This is a genomic window from Marinomonas fungiae (assembly GCF_001418205.1).
Lineage (GTDB): Bacteria > Pseudomonadota > Gammaproteobacteria > Pseudomonadales > Marinomonadaceae > Marinomonas > Marinomonas fungiae.
The window spans coordinates 225,351-245,653 of sequence record NZ_LIQF01000007.1; the positions used below are offsets into that span (position 1 = coordinate 225,351).

At 49.0% G+C, this 20,303-nt stretch carries 17 protein-coding genes; 10 read left to right on the forward strand and 7 right to left on the reverse strand.

Annotated features, from left to right (window positions below; translation table 11 throughout):
- Nucleotides 1-192 precede the first annotated feature (192 nt).
- Both ASC49_RS12425 and ASC49_RS12430 read right to left on the reverse strand, forming a co-directional pair.
- Entirely contained in the window at nt 193-2,595 is a 2,403-nt protein-coding gene (locus ASC49_RS12425) for a YbcC family protein (protein WP_245624708.1), read from the reverse strand.
- Nucleotides 2,595-4,157: an NADH-quinone oxidoreductase subunit L gene (locus tag ASC49_RS12430; protein ID WP_055463571.1), complete on the reverse strand. Its 1,563-nt coding sequence runs from the start codon at nt 4,155-4,157 to the stop codon at nt 2,595-2,597. Before ASC49_RS12430 ends, ASC49_RS12425 begins: the two co-directional genes overlap by 1 nt.
- Before the next feature lie 135 nt (nt 4,158-4,292).
- Between ASC49_RS12430 and ASC49_RS12435 the strand changes: the two genes are divergently transcribed.
- From ASC49_RS12435 to ASC49_RS12455, 6 genes are all read left to right on the forward strand, one after another.
- Nucleotides 4,293-5,174: a LysR family transcriptional regulator gene (locus ASC49_RS12435; protein WP_055463572.1), complete on the forward strand. Its 882-nt coding sequence runs from the start codon at nt 4,293-4,295 to the stop codon at nt 5,172-5,174.
- Nucleotides 5,175-5,291: 117 nt separating this feature from the next.
- Nucleotides 5,292-6,872: an L-lactate permease gene (locus tag ASC49_RS12440; RefSeq protein WP_055463573.1), complete on the forward strand. Its 1,581-nt coding sequence runs from the start codon at nt 5,292-5,294 to the stop codon at nt 6,870-6,872.
- 81 nt (nt 6,873-6,953) lie between these two features.
- Nucleotides 6,954-8,516, forward strand: a complete 1,563-nt coding sequence (locus tag ASC49_RS12445; RefSeq protein ID WP_055463574.1) for a cation:proton antiporter family protein — start codon at nt 6,954-6,956, stop codon at nt 8,514-8,516.
- Nucleotides 8,517-8,606: 90 nt separating this feature from the next.
- The gene (locus ASC49_RS12450) at nt 8,607-9,869 is read left to right on the forward strand and encodes a multidrug effflux MFS transporter (RefSeq protein WP_055463575.1); all 1,263 of its coding nucleotides are present in this window, start codon (nt 8,607-8,609) and stop codon (nt 9,867-9,869) included.
- Nucleotides 9,841-10,008 carry a DUF2256 domain-containing protein gene (locus tag ASC49_RS19620; protein ID WP_072242103.1) on the forward strand — a complete coding sequence of 56 codons (168 nt, stop codon included), beginning with the start codon at nt 9,841-9,843 and terminating at the stop codon, nt 10,006-10,008. Before ASC49_RS12450 ends, ASC49_RS19620 begins: the two co-directional genes overlap by 29 nt.
- 60 nt (nt 10,009-10,068) lie before the next feature.
- Entirely contained in the window at nt 10,069-11,388 is a 1,320-nt protein-coding gene (locus ASC49_RS12455; protein ID WP_055463576.1) for an MATE family efflux transporter, read from the forward strand.
- Nucleotides 11,389-11,416: 28 nt separating this feature from the next.
- On the opposite strand, the gene ASC49_RS12460 is transcribed toward ASC49_RS12455, so the two are convergent.
- The 3 genes from ASC49_RS12460 to ASC49_RS12470 are packed head-to-tail and all read right to left on the reverse strand — an operon-like array spanning nt 11,417 to nt 15,770.
- Nucleotides 11,417-12,967, reverse strand: coding sequence for a cryptochrome/photolyase family protein (locus ASC49_RS12460; RefSeq protein ID WP_055463577.1), 1,551 nt, complete (start codon nt 12,965-12,967; stop codon nt 11,417-11,419).
- Nucleotides 12,964-14,454, reverse strand: a complete 1,491-nt coding sequence (locus tag ASC49_RS12465) for an FAD-binding domain-containing protein (protein ID WP_055463578.1) — start codon at nt 14,452-14,454, stop codon at nt 12,964-12,966. The genes ASC49_RS12460 and ASC49_RS12465 overlap by 4 nt, the downstream gene beginning before the upstream one ends.
- The gene (locus ASC49_RS12470; RefSeq protein ID WP_055463579.1) at nt 14,451-15,770 is read right to left on the reverse strand and encodes a DASH family cryptochrome; all 1,320 of its coding nucleotides are present in this window, start codon (nt 15,768-15,770) and stop codon (nt 14,451-14,453) included. Before ASC49_RS12470 ends, ASC49_RS12465 begins: the two co-directional genes overlap by 4 nt.
- A gap of 141 nt (nt 15,771-15,911) precedes the next feature.
- On the opposite strand from ASC49_RS12470, the gene ASC49_RS12475 reads away from it, so the two are divergent.
- The 4 genes from ASC49_RS12475 to ASC49_RS12490 are packed head-to-tail and all read left to right on the forward strand — an operon-like array spanning nt 15,912 to nt 18,199.
- Nucleotides 15,912-16,586, forward strand: a complete 675-nt coding sequence (locus ASC49_RS12475) for a MotA/TolQ/ExbB proton channel family protein (RefSeq protein WP_055463580.1) — start codon at nt 15,912-15,914, stop codon at nt 16,584-16,586.
- Nucleotides 16,576-16,998 (forward strand): ExbD/TolR family protein, encoded by a 423-nt coding sequence (locus ASC49_RS12480; RefSeq protein WP_055463581.1) that lies wholly within the window; start codon nt 16,576-16,578, stop codon nt 16,996-16,998. The genes ASC49_RS12475 and ASC49_RS12480 overlap by 11 nt, the downstream gene beginning before the upstream one ends.
- On the forward strand, nt 16,995-17,432 hold the full coding sequence (locus tag ASC49_RS12485; RefSeq protein ID WP_055463582.1) for an ExbD/TolR family protein: 438 nt from the start codon (nt 16,995-16,997) through the stop codon (nt 17,430-17,432). The genes ASC49_RS12480 and ASC49_RS12485 overlap by 4 nt, the downstream gene beginning before the upstream one ends.
- Complete coding sequence (locus ASC49_RS12490) at nt 17,429-18,199, forward strand: energy transducer TonB (protein WP_245624710.1); 771 nt, start codon at nt 17,429-17,431, stop codon at nt 18,197-18,199. Before ASC49_RS12485 ends, ASC49_RS12490 begins: the two co-directional genes overlap by 4 nt.
- A gap of 10 nt (nt 18,200-18,209) precedes the next feature.
- On the opposite strand, the gene mltA is transcribed toward ASC49_RS12490, so the two are convergent.
- Both mltA and ASC49_RS12500 read right to left on the reverse strand, forming a co-directional pair.
- Entirely contained in the window at nt 18,210-19,325 is a 1,116-nt protein-coding gene (gene mltA, locus ASC49_RS12495; RefSeq protein ID WP_055463594.1) for a murein transglycosylase A, read from the reverse strand.
- Between the two features lie 53 nt (nt 19,326-19,378).
- The gene (locus tag ASC49_RS12500) at nt 19,379-19,969 is read right to left on the reverse strand and encodes a DNA-J related domain-containing protein (RefSeq protein WP_055463583.1); all 591 of its coding nucleotides are present in this window, start codon (nt 19,967-19,969) and stop codon (nt 19,379-19,381) included.
- Nucleotides 19,970-20,303 lie beyond the last annotated feature (334 nt).

Consider the following 20,303-nt stretch of genomic DNA (forward strand, 5'->3'; position numbering starts at 1 on the left):
CGGATGACAGAGCATCCGCATAAACTCAGCTTTTGTTTCACCCTGTCAAAGACACTGAGCATGCCTCTGTGCTGGGTGGGATCGGAGAAATAGTACACCGATGAGTGAATTATATACAATCATTTGAAAAAGCTAATATACAACTGAGAATTATTTTCATTAGAAATTTTTATAGCTAGTCTTTGATTTCTATCAAGCTTGCTCACTCCACTCGCCATGATTGTAGCGGCTGACCGCTTGACCATCCCACTGAAAAACGTATAGCCATTGATTGTTAATGAGATTTTTCAGAAGTTCGTGCTTTTTAACAATCTTTTCGATGAAGCTCTTTGGTGCGCGAATATACACGGCCAAACGCTCGGGTGTGTGCATCCACTTTTCGCCATTGTGCAATGACTGCAGTGCTAGCCCAACTCGCAAATCACCGCCATTACCTTCAAACACGCCAATATGATCACCGACCGCATTATGTAGCACCTTGTTGCCACTACCGAACTTAAAATTATCAGTGGTGGATAAATTATATTGCATGTTAATCCAGTGGGTGACCAGCATCGGCGCGGTCATCAGGCGTTCTAGCACTGCTGCATCTGTGTCTCTTTCAAAGGCATAGTCATGTAAGAAACTACGACCTTGAAGATCCAGCTCACGGGTAAATTGACGTGGCGCGATGATAAAGGCGTTGTTATCGGCCAAGCCCCACTCTGGACGAGTTTGCGACCAATCTTGGGCGCGACGAAGATAAGCCGCATCGCGTACTTCCTTGGTCATATGCATCAGGTTTTCGTCTACTCGTGGTGCACGTTCCTGCTGCGCCAGATAGGTAGCATGTGTCAGCCAATCGCGAACCCTCAGGTCGTTTACATCACTGTAGCAAGTGATGTGATCGGTAATGGTGTTGTGTAGCGCTGGCACAAACTGGGTGTGGTCGGGAATCGAATAGCCCAGTGGCTTCAAGGCTTCGCGAACTTTTAAGTTATTCAGTAGCTGAGCCAATACCTTGACGTTTACTTCACCGCTTTGGCCGCCACAAGCACCACATTCAAGGCCTGCGCTTTGCAAGTTGTTGCAGCTGTGGCTGCCGTGGCCGACTAGCATGACGGTGCTACTAAAATGACGCAGCCCCATGGTATCCAGCACGCCTTTCGCTAGCTGGGCCTGGTCGTCAACACTCAGAGTGTGCCCTTGACGAGTCAACGTCCAATGGCTGTTATTAGCGGGTGCTAGTGCATGAGACGTATCGCCTTTGAGGCTCTTCTTAAATAGTTTAAAGGCATACCACCAGCCCATGGACTCAACCATAGAAAAGGTTGCGGAGGCAGCGTTGCCCCAGCGATTCCAGCTGGCGCTGCGGTTCTCTTGGGCCAATTGCTCATCGTTGGCTTGAGTTTCAAACACGCGAATTGTGGCTGGCACTAAGCCTGGTAATTGTGGGCGAACCACTTGCGTCCCCGCTTGCTCATACTCAATCGGCAGCCCAAAGAAGCCGGCAAAGCCATAGGTCTCAATACTAGCGCTTTGACTTTCAAGAGCACGTCGATAGACTTCAGAGCGCACATCAATGCAAAAAATGGCTTGTAACGCCGGGGCTTCTGGGCTGTTAGGCGCAACCTGTGTCAGTTGTCGCTGTAAAGATTTCTGCTCACTAAGCTCTAGTGCGCGAGCCCAAATTCTTGGAATCAAGAGAGCATCGTGATGTTGCCCACGCAATTCATTGATGTGCAGAAGTTGTTGTCCCCAGCGCTCATTAAGAGCCTCAAAGTCTGCTGTATTGTGCTTCTCTAAATAGCGCCACACGACTAGTTCCCATGCCATTTTGATGGCAAGCAGTGAGCGCACATCGTCTTGGCTTTTACCTTGTTTTTCTGCCTCAAAGGCGCGATACGCTAGGTAGGATCCCCAACCGTTAATATCCAACAACAAGGCTTTGCCATATTGCTCGAGGCTGGTGTGAGTTACCTTTAAAGTCTTAATGGCTTCTGCAAACAAGCTTTCTTGATCGTCTGGCAGTAGGTCAAATTGCTCATCCAAATGAGCTTCTGACATGATGATGGATAAGCCCCGATCCAAGCGTGCGATTTGCAACCAGTGCTCGTATAAATTGAGAGATTGCTGACGATACTGACGATTCAGCATCGGACGCTGTTCTTGATAATGGGCAGCACAGAACTGGCTAATTTGATGGGTGATTTCATCGTGCCAAGACATCTTATTATTGCTACGGGTTAAGTCGGCCCAGTCCGCAATATTGCGCCAGCTTTGGACGCGGCCGGCCTCCTTGCTCAAGTACATAGTCAAGGATTCAACCGACAGGCTCAGACCGTACTCGTCAGCGGCTTTCAATAAGCAATCGTTGTCGATGCGGCCTTGCTCGTACCAGTCTAGATAGGTTTCAACAGGCATATGACAACGGATACCCGCCAGTAAAGACATCTCAGTCGCCACCTGATCGAACGGACGATCAACCATTTTCCATAATGGGTTCACGGCAATCATACGGTCTAGCGGCCAATTCGGCGCTAGACATTGAGTAGCGTTTTGCAGCGATGCTTTTTGTGAGTCGTTTAAAACAGCAGTTGCTTGAGTATCCATCATTATTTCTTCCAGCCTTTTGACAGGTTAGGGAACAGTAGAGCAACACCGTGATGCTTCGCTTTTGAGTACGCAGGCAGTGTCACAGGCCAGATTTTTAAAGTGATTTTAGTAAACCACTCATCCAAATATAAACCGGCGAACAGATTGACAGAGAATCGTCGTACCCAAGGCAAATGCGCGTAGTAACGTAAGCACACCGCTAAGCCAAACAGTACGATAAAGAGGGCACATGCCCAAAGGTCTGGTGCGCTCAATGCTTGGCTAGTGTGTTCCGCAATATGATCTTGAAGCAGCCAGCCAGTAGCGGTTTTTAAACCACCGTAAAGTGCCGACAGAGCAACGGTAATGATGGCCAAGCGAGCAAGTGATGTTGGGTGCGGCACACTGCGCCACTGTGCTACGAGGAGCGTTAAAGCGATCCCCATTAGTAACCAAGGGCTGACTGGGCCTTGGTAATGCCACAGCCAGACTGAAAGGATGACCGCAGCGGTAGCATACACTACACCGGCAATCCAAGATAAAAAGTTTGGTGTGTCATCCGGTGCAACGTTGCGCAACAAGAACTCGTGCACCGCATTACTGGAGTTGAGGAATGCATGTGCTTTGTAAACCGAGTGGGTCATCAAGTGCAGCACCGCCAGTTCGTATAGCCCCAAAGCACATTCCAGTAGCATCAAGCCCATCTGTGCGCTGGTAGACCAAGCGAGGCGTACTTTGACACTGATGCGTGTCGTCATAATTAGGGCGCTGATTAAGGTCGTCAGTCCGGCAACAATTAAGAGCAGCCAAATTGCTACTGGGCTTAGGTGCAGTAATGGATAGAAGGTCAGAACTAGGTAGCCACCCAAGTTGATAATGCCCGCATGCAGCAGCGCGCTGATTGGCGTTGGGGCTTCGACAACTTGCATTAACCAGCCATGAACAGGCAACTGGGCACATTTCATCAAGGCTGCGATGGCGATCAAGACCGCGGCGATTTGCTCGTAAGTGGATAAGCCACCTTGCATTTCAGCCATCAGTTCAATCAGGTACCAAGTACCGTGATCTAGATAAAGTAGGCTAAACGCCACCAGCAATGATAGCTCGGCGAGGCGCGCCAGAATAAATTTTTTATGGGCGGCTAAGATGGCACGTGGACGATCTGGGTAGAAGGTCAGTAGAAAGTGTAAACCAAGGCTGATGCCAACCCAGCCAGCCCAGAAACCTAACAGGTGATTACTGCTTAGCGTCAAGATGACCGCCGACAAGGTCAGCATTAACCAACGATAGTATTGCGCTACACGTTGCTCACCAGCCATGTAGTTTTGCGAAAACTGCACCAACACCCAAGCCATAAACACTACCAAAATCAGCATCAAAGCGCTTAGTAAAGAGCCATGAAACGGTGCTTGTGGGTCAGGCGTGATAAAGAACCAAGACGTTAGAATAGCAAGCAACAGAAACGGAGCAATGCGTGCACTCAATAGGGCAATGCTGGCCGCGCGATCACGAAGTCTCGGAAGTCCACATAAGATTCCCGTTAAAGCAAACAGGGCTGGTAACAGAAAGGTCATGAAGGTCATTGGGGTCGCCATACTTATAATCGAAGATGGCGCCAGTATGCAGAGACTTTAAAGTTAATAAAAATACATATATTTTAATGAACTGTTCTATTTTATGTATGTATTGAGCTCCATTATTCTATGAGGAAGTCGCCGATGGCGCGTCTTAACTATCATCATCTGTATTACTTCTGGCGTGTCGCCAGTATCGGACATCTGACACAAGCCGCTGAGCAACTGCATCTGTCTCAATCGGCGTTATCGGCACAAATTAAACAATTGGAAAATAACATTGGTCAGCCATTATTTGAGCGGGAAGGTCGCCGCTTAGTGCTTACCGATGTCGGTAAACGAGTGCAACTCTATGCGCAAGATATCTTCTCCACTGGGGAGGAACTAGAGCAGTTTCTGAAAAGTGGCAATACTGACCATACCCACCTAAATATCGGCTTTGAGACTCACTTATCCCGTAACTTTATCGAAGCCTTTATCACGCCTTTGTTTAGTGAGCCGACGGTTAGCTTTACCCTTTATGCGCGCACCATGGATGGCTTGATGGATGGGCTTTTAAATCACGAGCTCGACATTGCTTTAACGAATCGTGCCTTGGCCAATGATGTGCACGGCATCTTGTGGCAAAACCAGTTAGTGGCGCGCCAATCGGTTGCCATCGTGGGTCCTTATGGAGAGCAGCCAAAGCAGTCTTTTCCCGAGGGCTATGAAGATAAAACTTGGATCTTGCCGGCGCGAAATATGGGCATTCGTTCCGTGTTTGAATCCTTTTGTGCCACCCAGCAGTACCGTGCTGAGATCAAAGCTGAAGTGGATGATATGGCGATGATGCGTCTTTTGGCCCGTGACAGTGGTTTCTTGTCGGTGCTGCCACCGGTGGTGGTAAAAGATGAAATTGAGGCTAAAAAACTTCAGGTTTATCAAGAGCTTCCTCAAGCTTATGAGCATTTTTACGCGTTGCAAATGCCACGCAAATTTATTCCAGAAGTGCTGTTGCATTTGTTGCGCAGTCACCAATTGGAATAATAGCTGTCACATCGGCAGGGTATTTTTTAGCAAGAATGAAAGGCTTAGCTGATTTTTGCACTGTAATTGCATTCCCTCCAAGGGATAATGAGGCGATAGCTAATTTGGAGTATGTGTATGGAAACCATGGTCGCTCTTGCCCCGGTGGTGTTTTTGGTTTGGAGTATGACGAAGCAGCGCCCTTTGGCTTCTCATGTGGCACTGCCTTTGACCGCCTTGCTGGTGGCCCTGTTGCAGGCGTTTTATTTTCAAGCACAGCTGATGACGCTATTGGCTAATGCCATCGCCGCTACTTTATCGGTGTTAACGCCTATCTCAATCGTTGCTGGGGCGATCCTTTTAAATCGAGTGCTGGTGATTTCCGGAGCTGAACAGACGCTGCGGCTGTGGTTAGAAAGTATTAGTCAAAACAAGGTGGCGCAGCTGATGATCATTGGCTGGGCGTTTGCTTTTATGTTGGAAGGCGCATCTGGCTTCGGCACGCCAGCGGCCATCGCAGCGCCCATCCTAGTTGGCTTAGGTTTTTCCGCTATGCCAGTGGCGTTACTGACGTTGGTCATGAACAGCGTGCCAGTATCTTTTGGTGCCGTTGGTACGCCTGCTTGGTTTGGCTTTGCTGCATTGGATCTGAGCGAAGCGCAATTGTTGGAAACATCCCAATGGACAGCGCTGATTCATCTAGTCGCCAGTGTGGTGATACCCGTTTTAGCGTTACGTTTCTTGGTCAGTTGGCAAGCCATTCGCCATAACCTTGTCTTCATTCTAATCAGCGCTTTGAGTTGTACCATCCCCTATTACCTATTGGCACAAGTGAACTATGAATTTCCATCACTAATCGGTGGTGCGATTGGTTTGTGTGGTTCTATCGTGGTGGCAAAATATCGTATTGGTTTACGCAAAGAAATCTCAGGAGGTCAGGATAAAACGGCTAAATTGCCGAAGATCGCGATTTTTAAGGCGCTTTCTCCGTTCATTTTGCTGATTGCGATTCTGTTGGTGACACGCATCCAGCAGTGGCCGTTTAAGGCATGGCTAAACGACGGTTCACCTTGGCTTAGTCTGGGTGATTTTGCGGTTAGCCAAGCGCTGATTTTATCTTGGTCGTCCATTCTTGGTACGCACGTCGTCTGGTCTTATAAAACCCTCTATGTGCCAGCATTGATTCCATTTGTGCTCACCGTATTGATCTTGATCCCCATTTTAGCCCTATCAAAACGCCATCTTTGCCAAGCAGCGAGCGACACTTGGGAGCGGATAAAATTGCCGATTTTGGCACTGATCGGTGCATTGATGATGGTGAACTTTATGATGCAAGGAGAGCAGCAAGCGCCGATTTTTATTATTGCTAATACCTTGGCTAGCCTTATGGGAGCGAATTGGAGTTATGTGGCTGCTTTGTTAGGGGCGCTAGGATCGTTTTTCTCTGGTTCCGCTACCGTGTCGAATCTAACCTTTGGGGGTATTCAGTACAGCATAGCCGAGCAAACCCAGCAGCCAGTGAGTCTGGTGTTGGCGCTGCAGTCTGTGGGCGCTTCCATGGGTAATATGATCTGTCTCAATAACATTATTGCTGTGTGTACGATTCTAGGGATCAAAAACCAAGAGGGGGCCATGATCAAACGCACCATTGTGCCAATGCTGGTGTATGCCTTGATTGCTGCTCTGATGGGGCAGCTAATTCTTCACTTACTGATATAGAAAGCCGTTCGCTTTGCCGTTATGCTTTCTTGCCAAAGGCACGCTGGGTGCCAGTTTTATTAGGAAAAGTACGTCGTCGTTATGGAATTTATTTGGATACTGTTTGCGTTTCTTTGTGGCCTTGCCGTTAAGTTAATCAACTTGCCTCCTCTGATTGGTTTTTTGGGGGCAGGATTTTTGCTTAACTTTCTTCAGTTTGAACCTTCCAGCGTGTTGGACAGTCTCTCCAATATGGGCATCACTTTGATGCTGTTTTGTATTGGCTTAAAGCTGCACGTACAGGATTTGCTGAAACGAGAAGTGTGGGCATCGACCCTTGGACACATGGGTGCTTGGACGATTTTATTGATCGGGGTGTTCTCGCTTTTGGGTTTGGTGGGGCTGCACGCATTCGAAGTATTGTCTCTACGGACCGCGGCGCTAATCGGTTTTGCTCTAAGTTTCTCGAGTACCGTGTGTATCGTGAAATTGCTCGAAGAAGCCGGTGAGATGAAAACACGTCACGGTCAATTGGCGCTTGGTATCTTGGTTATGCAGGACATCGTGGCAGTGGTGTTCTTAGTGCTGGCCACGGGCAAGATTCCTTCCTTATGGGCGGTATTGTTGTTCGCTCTGATTCCACTTCGTCCAGTGTTAGGCCGTATTCTGGATAAATCTGGTCACGGTGAAATGTTGCCACTGACCGGTATCTTCTTTGCTTTAGGGGCGTATGAGTTGTTTTACCTAGTCGGTGTGAAAGGTGATTTGGGTGCCTTGATCCTAGGTATTTTATTGGCGTCACACAGCAAAGCGTCTGAGTTGAATAAATCCTTAATGAACTTTAAGGACATCTTCTTAATCGGCTTTTTCCTATCGATTGGCTTCAGTGCCTTGCCAACTTGGGAAATGGTGGGATTGAGTGTGATCTTAACGATTCTGCTGTTGGCGAAGTTCGTTTTATTCTTTTATTTCTTTACCAGTTTGCGTCTACGCGGCCGTACCTCGTTCTTGGGGGCGCTGGCGCTGTCCAATTACAGCGAGTTTGGCTTAATCGTGGTGGCGTTAAGCGTGCAAGCAGGTTGGATCAGCAATGAGTGGTTGGTGATCTTGGCGTTGGCTGTATCGTTCTCGTTTGTTATTACCAGTGTTTTCTATCGTAAAGCGCACAGCTACTTCCGCCGTTACAAAGACCGTATTCGTCATTATGAAAATCCATTGCCGCTACCAGAAGACTGCTTTACCCAGCCAAAGAGTATGGAAGTGTTAGTCGTTGGTCTGGGGCGCGTGGGTCGTGGAGCATTTGAATCCTTGACCAATATGGTCGGTGGCGTCGTTGCTGGCATGGACGCAGACAAATTCCGAATCAAACAAATGCAAGCCGAAGAGCACAATGTGTTCTTCGGCGACGGTGAAGACGTGGACCTTTGGGAGCATTTGGATTTGTCCAATGTGAAGTTGATCCTATTGGCGCTGCCGTCATCCGATGATTGTGTCAATGTGGTGAAGCAGCTGCGCAGCACCGGCTATAATGGCCAAGTAGCCGCCATTGCCCGTTATCAAGATGAGCGCGATGACATGATGAAAGCGGGCATTAATAACGTGTTTAACTTCTACACTGAAGCCGGTACCGGTTTCGCGGAAGAAAGCTTGTCGCTACTGCGTTAAGTGTTTTTCTCACTGCTTTCTAAAAAGGGCGTTTCATGGGGCGTTTCATGCTAGCCTTATTTACTTAAAAATAAGGACAGCGACACGAGCATGAAACGCCCAATCTCCGAGTCAACATCGACCTCTTCAAAAGCCCTTTCCGAAAAAGAATTTATCGCTTTGTTTGCGACCATCATTTCCCTGACGGCCCTAAGCATGGACGCGGTGTTACCTGCTTTTCGGGATATGGCGCAGAGTTTAGCGTTGGTGGATGTCACGCAAATTCAATGGGTGGTGTCTGCTTTGATTGCTGGCATGGTGTTTGGCGAACTGGTGTTTGGCCCGGTGTCCGACATAATGGGGCGTAAGCGCAGTATCTTAATCGGAGTAGGGATTTATTTAATTGGTAGTTTGATTGCCATGAGCGCGCAGACTCTCGAAGTGCTGTTGCTGGGGCGTTTTGTGCAGGGCTTGGGGGTTGCCGCACCGAAAACCGTATCTCGGGCCTTGATACGTGATTTGTACAAGGGGCGCGCCATGGCGCGCATTATGTCTTACATCATGGTGGTGTTTATCCTTGTGCCCATGTTGGCCCCATCTTTTGGTCAGCTCGTGTTACTGATCGGCGATTGGCGCTGGATCTTTGCTGCACTGATGCTGCAGGGGATCGTTGCTTCGGTTTGGTTAATGGTTCGTCAGCCGGAAACATTGGCCCCTGAACACCGCCACCGCTTTGATCTGAAGCGCTTGCTCGGCGAAGCGCGTTTTATTGTCTGTCATCGTGAAGTGATGTGTTATACGGGGATCTCAGGGCTAACTTTTGCGGGTCTGATGCTGTATTTGGGCATGTCCCAGTCGATCTTCCAAGATCTCTATCATACCGGCGATGCTTTTGCGTTGTACTTTGCCATCTTAGCTGGCGGCGCAGGCATCGCGTCCTTTACCAATGGTCGTTTGGTAATGCGCCTCGGTATGACGCGCCTCGTTTGGGTGGCGTTAAGTCTAAAACTCAGCGCTGCCAATGGCCTAATGTTGGCTGCTTGGCTTCTGGACGGTGTGCCGCCACTCTGGTTGTTCCTGTGTTTAGGTATGCTGATCTTTTTTAGCATGGGCTTGCTGTTTGGTAATATGAACGCGCTGGCGATGGAGCCCCTTGGTAACATGGCGGGCATTGCCTCATCAGTGACTGCGTCATTATCGAGCCTCATTGCTGTGGTGTTGTCGGTGTTGGTGGGAACCTTTTATAACTTTACCGTAATCCCCTTAGCGGCCGGATATGTGATCTTTACTGGGATAGCGTTCGTATTAATGCTCTTGGCTCATCAGATAAAGAAAACTTCGGATCATGTCACACAAGAAACCACACCTTCCTAGTAAAGTTTGCCTTGTCTGCCTGCGTCCCTTTACTTGGCGAAAAAAGTGGGAGCGCAGTTGGGACGAGGTAAAATACTGCTCAGAGCGTTGTCGACGACAGCGCGCCAACCAAGAAAAAAGCGGGGAAAGTTCGCCTTAGTGTCACGCTTATCTTTTATACTTCTGCGCTGACCACTTTTGCCTATTTTCGGGAGCTTTAATGCAGTCTTCGTCTTCTCTTGCGAAACAACTCTTTTCTATGACATGGCCGATGCTGTTTGGCATTCTGTCGATTATGAGCTTTCAGTTAGTGGACAGCGCCTTCATTGGTCAGTTGGGCGTTTTACCCTTGGCTGCGCAAGGTTTTACAGCACCGATTGCCTTGATCTTTATCGGTTTACAAGTCGGTTTGGGGATCGCCACGACCTCGCTGATTTCCCGTGCGCTAGGCGCCAACGATCCTCTATTTGCTAAGCAACTGGGCGGTTTGGTCGTGGTGTTGGGAGCTGTGGGTATTTTCGTGGTGTCTTTATTGGTCTGGTTTTTCCGTAGTGCGGTGTTGGATCTCTTAAGTGCGCCTGACAGTGTGGCGCCAATCATTGACGAGTATTGGAGCTGGTGGTTGCTCAGTACTTGGATGGGCGCCATGATTTACTTCTTCTACAGTATTTGTCGTTCCAACGGTAACACCATGTTGCCGGGCATTATTATGGTGGTAACGAGTTTACTCAATATCGCTTTGGATCCGCTGTTTATCTTTGTATTTGATATGGGCATTGTGGGAGCGGCCATTGCGACCATTTTGGCGTTTACCATGGGGATGCTGATTATTGTACCAAAATCCCTGTCGAGCCATTGGCTAACGTTTGATTTTAGTAGTCTGGACCTGATGGCAACCCTCGGCAAAATTGGCCATATCATGGGGCCGGCGATGGTCAGTCAGCTGCTGCCACCAGTGTCATCGGTGCTAGCCACTAAGCTGTTAGCTGGTTTTGGTACGGCGGCTGTCGCGGCTTGGGCAGTGAGTTCACGCTTTGAGTTTTTTGCTATTGTCACGGTCTTAGCATTGACTATGACCCTACCGCCGATGGTCGGGCGCCTCTATGGGGCAGGTAAGTTTGCGGAAATCAAGCAGCTGATTCGTATTGCCGTCGTCTATGTGTTGGTCTTTCAAACCCTCGTTGCCGTCTTGGTATGGTTTGCTGCATCATGGTTGGCGAGGCTGATGTCGAGTGATGAATATGTGATTGAGATTGTGACTTGGCATTTAATGTGGCTACCCATCAGTCTCGGGCCGCTGGGCATTTGTATGATGATGGTGTCCGCGTCTAATGCGTTAGGTAAGCCTTACCGGGCGCTATGGATGTCGGCGCTGCGTTTGTTTGCATTCTTCTTACCTTGCCTTTGGATCGGTGGCCAGATCGGTGGCTTGTGGGGCTTATTTATCGGCGCGACCTTAGGCAATATCATGGCTGGCGCGGCGGCTTGGCGGATTTACCAATCGACCTTTAAGCAGGTCTGTCCTCTAAAGTCAGCCTAGCCCCTGAAAAAACAAACATATCGAAGCGCTACAGCGCTTCGATATTCTCCAAGCACCATTCTGCGCGTGCCAAGGCGGCATCCTGTTGGGCTTTATCTTGCTTATCCCAGTTACCGTAAATCATGCCAATACGAGGGTTCTTCAGCATCCTGTTGCGATGTTGAATCATAAAGCGCCAATACAAGCTGTTTAATGGGCAGGCTTGTTCGCCGACTTTTTCTTTGACGTCGTAATGGCAGGATGAACAGTAATCGCTCATCTTTTGAATGTAACTGCCGCTGGCTGCATACGGTTTCGATGCGACCCAACCGCCGTCGGCGAACTGGCTCATACTGCGCGTGTTAGGCAGCTCAACCCATTCGATGGCGTCTACGTAAATCCCTAAGTACCACTCATCCACTTGATCGGGATGAATGCCCGTAAGCATACAGAAGTTGCCAGTGACCATTAAGCGCTGGATATGATGGGCGTAGCCGAACTCAAGTGATTGGCCGATGGCTTTAGCCAAGCAATTCATCTTGGTGTCACCGGTCCAGAAATACTCCGGTAGATCGCGCTCAGCATTGAGGGCATTTTGCTCATGGTAGTCCGGCATATTGATCCAATACATGCCACGTACGTATTCGCGCCACCCCAATATCTGGCGCACAAAGCCTTCCACCTGCGCAATATCGATGTCCTTACGGTAGCGATAACTCAACACCGCCGCTTTGATAACATGGCTTGGATGAAGCATTTTGCTGTTGAGCGCAAACGACAGACGTGAATGATAAAGGCTCCAACCATGGGGCGTTTGATCGGTCATGGCATCTTGGAAACGGCCAAAGTTGGGCAGCAGATGATCGCAGAAATACTGTAATAAGGTCAGCGAATCATGACGTGAAACTGGCCATACCAATGTTGCCTTGGGTGTGCCGATGTATGGAATGTCATGGCGCTCAATACGTTGCAAAATATGGCTCACATCGTGACCAAACAGCAGTGGCTCAGGAATGTGTGCGAGGTCTTTTGGCTTGAGGGCTTGGCGATTGGCGTTATCATAATTCCAATTACCGCCAACTGGGCTATGATCCTCTTCCATTAGGATGTTAAAACGCTGGCGCATTTTACGATAAAAATGCTCCATGCGAATCGTCGTTTTGGCTTTGAAATGGCGCGGAATTTCTTCAAACGGCAGCATAAAGTGCTCTGTATCGGTAAGTGATACGGACACCGATGCTTTGCTGGCAATGTTCTGGTATTCCATCATCACGCGATATTCGTCAGGCCGCTGTAGTTGAATGCGACGCACTTGATAAGCGTCGGCCATACCAAGAACCAAAGATTCCAGTGTTTGGCCTTTAGTGTCATCGAGGGTCAGATATTGCACATGATGCCCCGCGTCTTGTAAGGCGCTGGCGAAGTTCTCCATGGCCAAAAAAAAGGCGCACAACTTCTGAATATGGTGCTTTACATAAGTGGCTTCAGGATGCAGTTCCGCAATCAGATGCAGCACCCCCGGTTCAGGTTTACGGAACCAATGATGAGCAGCATTGAGTTGGTCGCCTAGGATGACGCGTAGGGTGTGGTATTGGTTCATGAACGGCCTCCGCGGCGACGCGAGCTAGTACGGACATGAGTGGCCAAAATACGTTGTTTTTCCCGTACTACTTGATTGGAGTTACGGAATCCCCAGAGGCGTTCGCGAGCAGATTTTGCAGCATCCGTCAGGGATACCATCGGGCTGGGATAATCGTGGCCAATGCGGCATTGATACAAGGTTTCCTCCATTGTCGTCATTTCCCAAGGTGTATGAATCAGTGGGCTAGGAACCTCCCTTAACTCTGGGAGCCAGCGCCGTAAAAATATGCCCTCAGGATCTTGCTCCTGAGATTGCTTCACTGGATTATAAATGCGTATAGTGTTGGCACCAGTGATGCCCGCCTGCATTTGAAATTGAGGGTAATGAATACCCGGTTCAAAGTCTAAAAACAGACGTGCTAAATGGTGTACACCCAAACGCCAGTCAAGATTCAAGTGATGGCACAAAAAGCTCACCAGCATAGCGCGCATACGAAAGTTAATATAGCCAGTAGAGTGTAAAGCTCGCATACATGCATCAATCATAGGAAAGCCAGTTTGGCCCACCTGCCAAGCATACAAATCTTGCTCGACCTGATCGTCTTGACGATAAGGGAAATCACCATAAGCGCGATTGACCGGACGCCATTCCATGGCACACTCGCTTTCAAATTTTTGTATGAAATGACAGTGCCAATGCAGCCTTGAACTCAGCGCCACCAAAGTACGCCGCCAGCCCTTGGTGTGCCAGCGGGAGAGCAGATCCTGATAGACCTCACGCAGGCTAATATTGCCCCACGCGAGATAAGGCGATAGACGCGTGCAGGCATTGCGACTGGTGAGAGGGCTGGATAGTTCACGGTAGTAGTTTTGCCCACGTCCGGCATAGAAACTTTCTAGGGTTTGCCAAGCAAGCGTAGAACCACCTGTTTGCATGCCTCTTTGCGGCGTTTGCCAACTTGGGGTGATCTGCTCGATCTGGCTTGTCGTGCGGCACCACACAGCCTTGGCCAACGGCGTTGGCGTGATGGGCGCGCGCATAACTTGCTGCCAAGACTTATCCCATTGTTCACGGTCTTGCAAAGCGCGAATGACGGCACCGGTAGGTGTTTCATGCCAGTTTATCTGTTCCTGACGACACCAAGCTTGAATGGCCTTGTCACGCGTGAAGGTGACGCCAATGCCAATTTCTTGATGGCTATAAAGCGCCGAAAAACCGAGTGTGTGATGCAACGACTGCAGAGCACTAAGAGCGCCATCAAAACGGATATGTAGCGTAGCACCGTATTTATCGAGGGTGCGTTGCATATCTTGTAGCGACTGCCAAACAAAACGCCAATGGCGTTCATCGTAATGAGGGTCGGCAAGCAACTCAGGCTCAAATAGGTATAGGAGCACCACTGGGTGGCCTGTTTCGATGGCGCGAGTCAGCGGTTCGTGGTCGCTCAACCGGAGATCTCGTTTAAACCATACGACCACTGGTGTATCAGGAAGGGGCGCGCTCATGGATTCGGAGAGATTGGCCAATCGGCGGCGTCCAAGGAGTCCAGTTGTTGATCAAATTGATGGCCGTGCCATTTTTCAATGAAACGATGCTCAGGATCGTACAGTTGTGTCTGCTTCTCTAGATTAAAGTGACGACCACCTCGCGGATCAGCACCAACCCCAGCGATGTATTGCCAGTTTCCCCAGTTTGATGCCACATCGTAATCGAGTAACTGCGATTCAAAATAGGCCGCGCCATAACGCCAATCAATGCCTAAGTCATAAATTAAGCAACTGGCTGCTAACTGACGCCCGCGATTGCTCATAAACCCCGTTTCATTGAGCTGTTTCATACAGGCATTAACGATCGGGTAGTGCGTATTGCCTGAGCACCACTTGCGAAAGCGCTCAGAGTAAAAACTGCCTTGGTAATGTCCTTTGCCGATACCTTGACTACGAAATAATCGACTGCCGTAGCGGCTGGCATACCAATGGAAGTATTCACGCCACATTAGCTCGAAGAAAATCCAATAAGTGGACTCATTGGCCCCATGATCCCGTTCATAGGCCTCTAAGCAGGCTTTAATTTGACGTGCCGAGATGCTTCCTTGGGCTAGCCAAGGAGAAAGTTTGGTGGAGTTCTCCCAACCGTCTAGTTCATTACGAGTGTCTTTGTAGGTACTGGGTAAGTTGGTGGCAAAATAATCGCTTAATTGCGTTAGCGCTGCCTGTTCTCCGCCATTGAATAAGGCATGTTCCTGCGGCGTACGAATTGGCCAAGGCTTAAAGCCTGGTAAAGCTAAAACCGCCGTTGGCGGCAATTGGTTGACATCGGGCACCGGTGCAGTGACCTCGATAGATTCCAGCAATTTACGGAATTTAGAGAAACTGTCGGGAAGTTCTTCCAAGTTAAAGGGCAATGCTGTTCGATCAAATAGGGTTAACCCTGAGTACTGTTTAAATTGAATATCAGGGAAATCAAATATAAGCTGGTTGAGTGATTGCTGTTCATACCATCCTGGGTGATGATTTCGGTAGACGTGGGTAACAGGTAACTCGTTAAACAATACAGGGAGGACGATCTGGGCGTGTTGCTGGGTCACAAACAGTGTTTGACCAAGGGCACTGAGATTTCTTGCTAGTTCGTCTAACGCATCATTGTTAAAACGATCCCGTTTGGGAGACGGGGCGGATAAACTATTGAGCGCGGAATGCTGCGGTAGAAGAGAATCGCAATAAACGCAGATTAGCTGCTCTACCTCTTGGGCAGCGTGCCACAGCATGACTTGATCAGCAGTGCGCAAATCGTTACCAAACCAAATAACTCCAATGCTCATAGGACTCTCCTGTTTTACTAACAAGTATTACGCAAAAAAGTGTTATTTGGATTGTAATAATCTGTGTGGGATATTCTTGTAAATCTAGGTGAGAATGAATATCATTGTTTTAAGTTAATCTTTACCTTCTTGGAGCGTGCAATGAATAGCACAATGGATCAAATCAAAGACTTCTTAATCGTCGGCGGTCCAGTCGTTTGGATTTTGCTGGGGTTTTCAGTGGTCGCGGTGACCATCGTCTTGGCAAAAACATGGCAGTTAACCACATTGCGCGCTGAAAGCCGTAAGTCTGTAGACGCTGCACTGGATGCATGGCGTAATCGTGATATCGATGGCGCTTTAGCAAAGTTGTCTGACAAGCGTCCAGTTGAGAGTATTGTGGCGTATTCCATGGACGCGCTACGTCATGCAAATCGTGATGTAGCAACGGTGCGTGAAGAAGCAGAGCGTCGTGCCTTGAATGTGTTGCATGATTTGCGTTCATTTCTACGTCCTATGGAAATTATTGCTTCCTTAAGCCCACTGTTGGGTTTGTTGGGAACTGTCTTGGGTATGATTACTGCGTTCCAACAGATGGAAGCCGCCGGTAGCCAAGTGGATCCATCGGTTCTGTCAGGTGGTATTTGGCAGGCATTGCTGACGACTGCCGTGGGTATTGCGGTAGCGATCCCTGTCGTAGCAATGCATGCTTGGTTAGAGCGTAAGGTAGAGCGTGTGGCGCATATTATGAACGATGCGGTGACACAGGTTTTTACTTCGAAGGAAGGTGAACGCCTAGCTGCGGTAGCTGCTCGCGGAGTGCTGCATGCCGCTTAAGCTGGGACAGCCGCGTCGCAAGCAGCTGATCAGCTTGACACCCTTGATTGACGTGGTGTTTATCTTGTTGCTGTTCTTTATGTTAACGTCTTCTTTCGTAGCGTGGCGTACTGTGGATACCCCCCTAGCAGCGCCACCAACGCCAGAGCAAGTAATGGAAGACAAGCAAGACCCACTGCTATTTGACCTGCAAGCTAATGACGGCATGGTTTGGTTTGAAGGCCAAGCTATATCACTCAGTGACAGTGATCGTATTCGCGATATTGTCCAAGCTCATTCCGATCGCTTGTTTGTACTACAGGCGGAAGAGGGCGTGACACTTCAGTCTCTGATGACCCTTGCTGATCAACTGAAACTTCAAGGCGCGCAAAAGCTTTCCATTGCCAACGCATTTAACGAAGCGACAAAATGAACATTGAAAAAAAGTTTATTGCCCAGCGTGATGGCCAAGGGGATGACAGTGTCATTCCTCTGATTAACGTCGTTTTCTTGATGTTGATCTTCTTTATGGTGGCAGGGCAAATCCAAAAGTCTGATCCGATCCAAATTACTCCTCCTAATTCGATCAACGAAGCGCGTCCGACTTCGGATCCAAATGTCTTGTTGTTGATTGGCGCGAATCAAGAATTGTATTTCAATGATGAGCCGATTGAGTTGGATGTGCTGGAAGGGCGTTTAACGCAACGGTTTGAGCAAGCGCAAGACAGAGAAGCATTTTGGGTACAAATCAAAGCAGATGGCGCGTTGGCGGTGGAAGACATGCGCCCGGTGTTTTCAGCCATTAGACGAGCGGGTTTGACGAAAGTGAGTGTGGCGACGCAATTGGGACAGGGGCAATCGTTGTGAAGAAACAGCATTGGATGATTGCCGGAGGTATAGCCGTGTCTCTTCATGCGGGGGCTTTCTACGGTGCGTTTTATCATAACCAAGACTCAGGTAGCTTGGCTGCTGGCCAACAGGGGATTGAGTTTGATCTAGGCATGATGGGCGATATGGGGGTTGCAGAGGAAACCGTTGTTGCTCAAGCAGAAGTGACTCCGCCTCCGCCAGAACCTGAGCCGATTAAAGAGCCAGAGCCAGTACCTGAAGTGGAACCTGAGCCAGAACCTGAACCGCCGGTTGAAGAGGTTAAAGTGAAGCAAACCAGTGAAGTGGTGGCGCCCGAACCGAAGCCTGAACCAAAGCCGAAACCAAAGCCAAAGCCCGAACCGAAACCTGAGCCCAAGCCTCCGGTGGCTGAAAAAACAAATGCGACGCAAACCGTGGTGCAGCAGAAAGCCTCTACCGGCAGTTCTAATGCTGCAACCAGTGGCGGCGCGGCGGGAGCCACGGCAAACTACTATGCAAAATTGGCAGCGAAGCTGGCACAAAATAAGCGCTACCCTCGTCAATCACGTCGCCGTGGTGAAGAAGGGGTTGTGACCATTCGCTTTACCGCCCATGCTAGCGGTGATGCCAGCAATGTTCGTGTTGTAAAAAGCTCTGGCTCTGAGCGACTTGATGCTGCAGCTGTGGATATGGTGCATCGTGCTCAACCCCTGCCTGCGTTCAGCTTGGATATGGGCGATAAGCCACTGGATATTACCTTACCTGTGGCCTTCGAGCTGCGTTAAAAAACGCCCATCACTGCTTGGTCGAGCGTGGCAGCAACAGCCATACTCGACCAAAGTGCTTCAACTGTCCTGCGTGAAAGTGGGCTTCTTCACCAATTCCTTGGTACCAGTCGATATGACCAGGACCCTTGATTGCGCCGCCTTTGTCTTGCGCCAACAACAGACGAAACTCATGGCCAACCAATTCTCCTTGGGCATTGAGTTTAGGCACTTCACCTAGCAAGATACTGCCAAGGGGGATGACTTTAGGGTCAACCGCTACTGAGTAAAGCGGTGTCAACGGTACGTTAGCAGCGCCGACGGGCTGAGTCAGTCCTTCACTAAAGAACAAATAGCTGGGGTTGGTCGACATGACTTCACGCATCTGTTCCGGATGAGCCGCGAGCCATTCACGGATCGCTTGAGCCGACATCTCCGCACGGGGAATTTCGTCACGTTCAATCAGTATTTTTCCTATGCTGCGATAGGCATGGCCATTGACTCCGCCCCAAGATAGCAAACGGCGCTCACCGTCCTCAAACTCCACCATGCCTGAGCCTTGCACATGCAGGAAGAAGTTATCGACTAAGCTTGATGTATAAGCGATCTCTAAACCTTGTCCGTCCAAAGCGCCTTCAAAATCAATCTGTTCTCGAGACGGTAGCGGAGTGCCTTTGGGTAAATTAGGCTTGCGATAGAGCGGGTATTTATAAATCTCGTCCGGCTGATGGCGAACCGACATTATTGGCACATAGTAGCCGGTAATTTGCACGTTGCCACGCTGATCCATGCCAGCGATTTGATGAGCACTTAGCTGCGGCCAATAAGTCGGGTGGTCGATCCAAGTGCGGATTTCCTCCGCCGTAGCACGCAAATCATCACGGCTTACTTGAATATTATCCAAGTCATAGTTCTGCGGCTTGATACGATCTAGATAGCGTATTTGCTGCTGAATCCCATTTACAAAAGTCGCATCAGGGTAAGGAAAGCCCGGCGGTAAGCGTTCGCCAAGGTACAGCTGCTCACGCTTAGGCGCTTCTTTATCACGTCCGTTATTTGGGAAGTCATTTGAGGAATCAATTTCGCGCGTGCTACAGGCAGATAAAATCAACAAAGGTAAAAGTAAAACTAAGAATCTTGGTGTCATAGGAACAACGGCTAGAGATAAAAACGATAAGACTGAAGAATCGCGCAATAAGTTCAGATTAATGCATGCATAAGGCATTCATAAGCTTGGCGTAGACTGATAAAGCGCTCTGGGTCGCCACCACGGTCTGGATGAGCATCCCGTGCTAGCTTGCGATATTGACGCTTAATCGCGTCTTTATCATCAATGAAGTCAACGTGTAATGCTAGGGTCTTTAAGGCATCTTTACGCTCATCAATGGTGGCAATGCCATTGTAAAAGCTTTGCAGTAGCTGCTCGACAGCGTCTTTATCAGTGTTGACGTATTCGTCCCAGTCCATGTAGTAAGCGCCTAACTTGGCATCGTGGCTATCGGATAAGGTGGTGCAGTCACTGGTTGCTTCTGGCGGCGCGTATTGTAGGTTGACGCGCATACCCGTGATATTAAGGGTGATTTGTTCCTCAACCCAGAGGCTGTTTTTCAGCTGATACAGAGCATTCATGATTAAAAAGTGCTGGCGAAACAGCAGCAAGTTTTGATCCTCTGCCAGCTTGCTAAGCATAGGGTGCTTGGCTTTCAGTGCCTTGAGTAGATCATACTCTTCGATTCCCTCTGGGTGATCGCGAAGAAAGGCTAAAATATCGGGTATTAAAGGGTTTCTCATATCGGTGCTCCAAGGTCCATTTAAGTGTAGATGACGTAAATTGGAAGGGTCAAAGCACGACATGTAACCACGAGGTTTATTTACGTATGCTAGTATACATTCTGTTACTTTTGGCGTTAATGGCGGTTTTTTTGGGTCCCCAGCTGTGGGTGAAACGGGTCCTAAGACAGTATCAATCCCCGCGCCCAGACTTACCAGGCACCGGAGGTGAGCTGGCTCAGCACTTGCTAAAGCGCTATGTAAGCGTCCGGTAATCTACACATTCACTCGTTAATTCAATCACACTAACCTCTCCATTTTTACGGAGATAAATCATGATTGGGTTTTCTGAGTC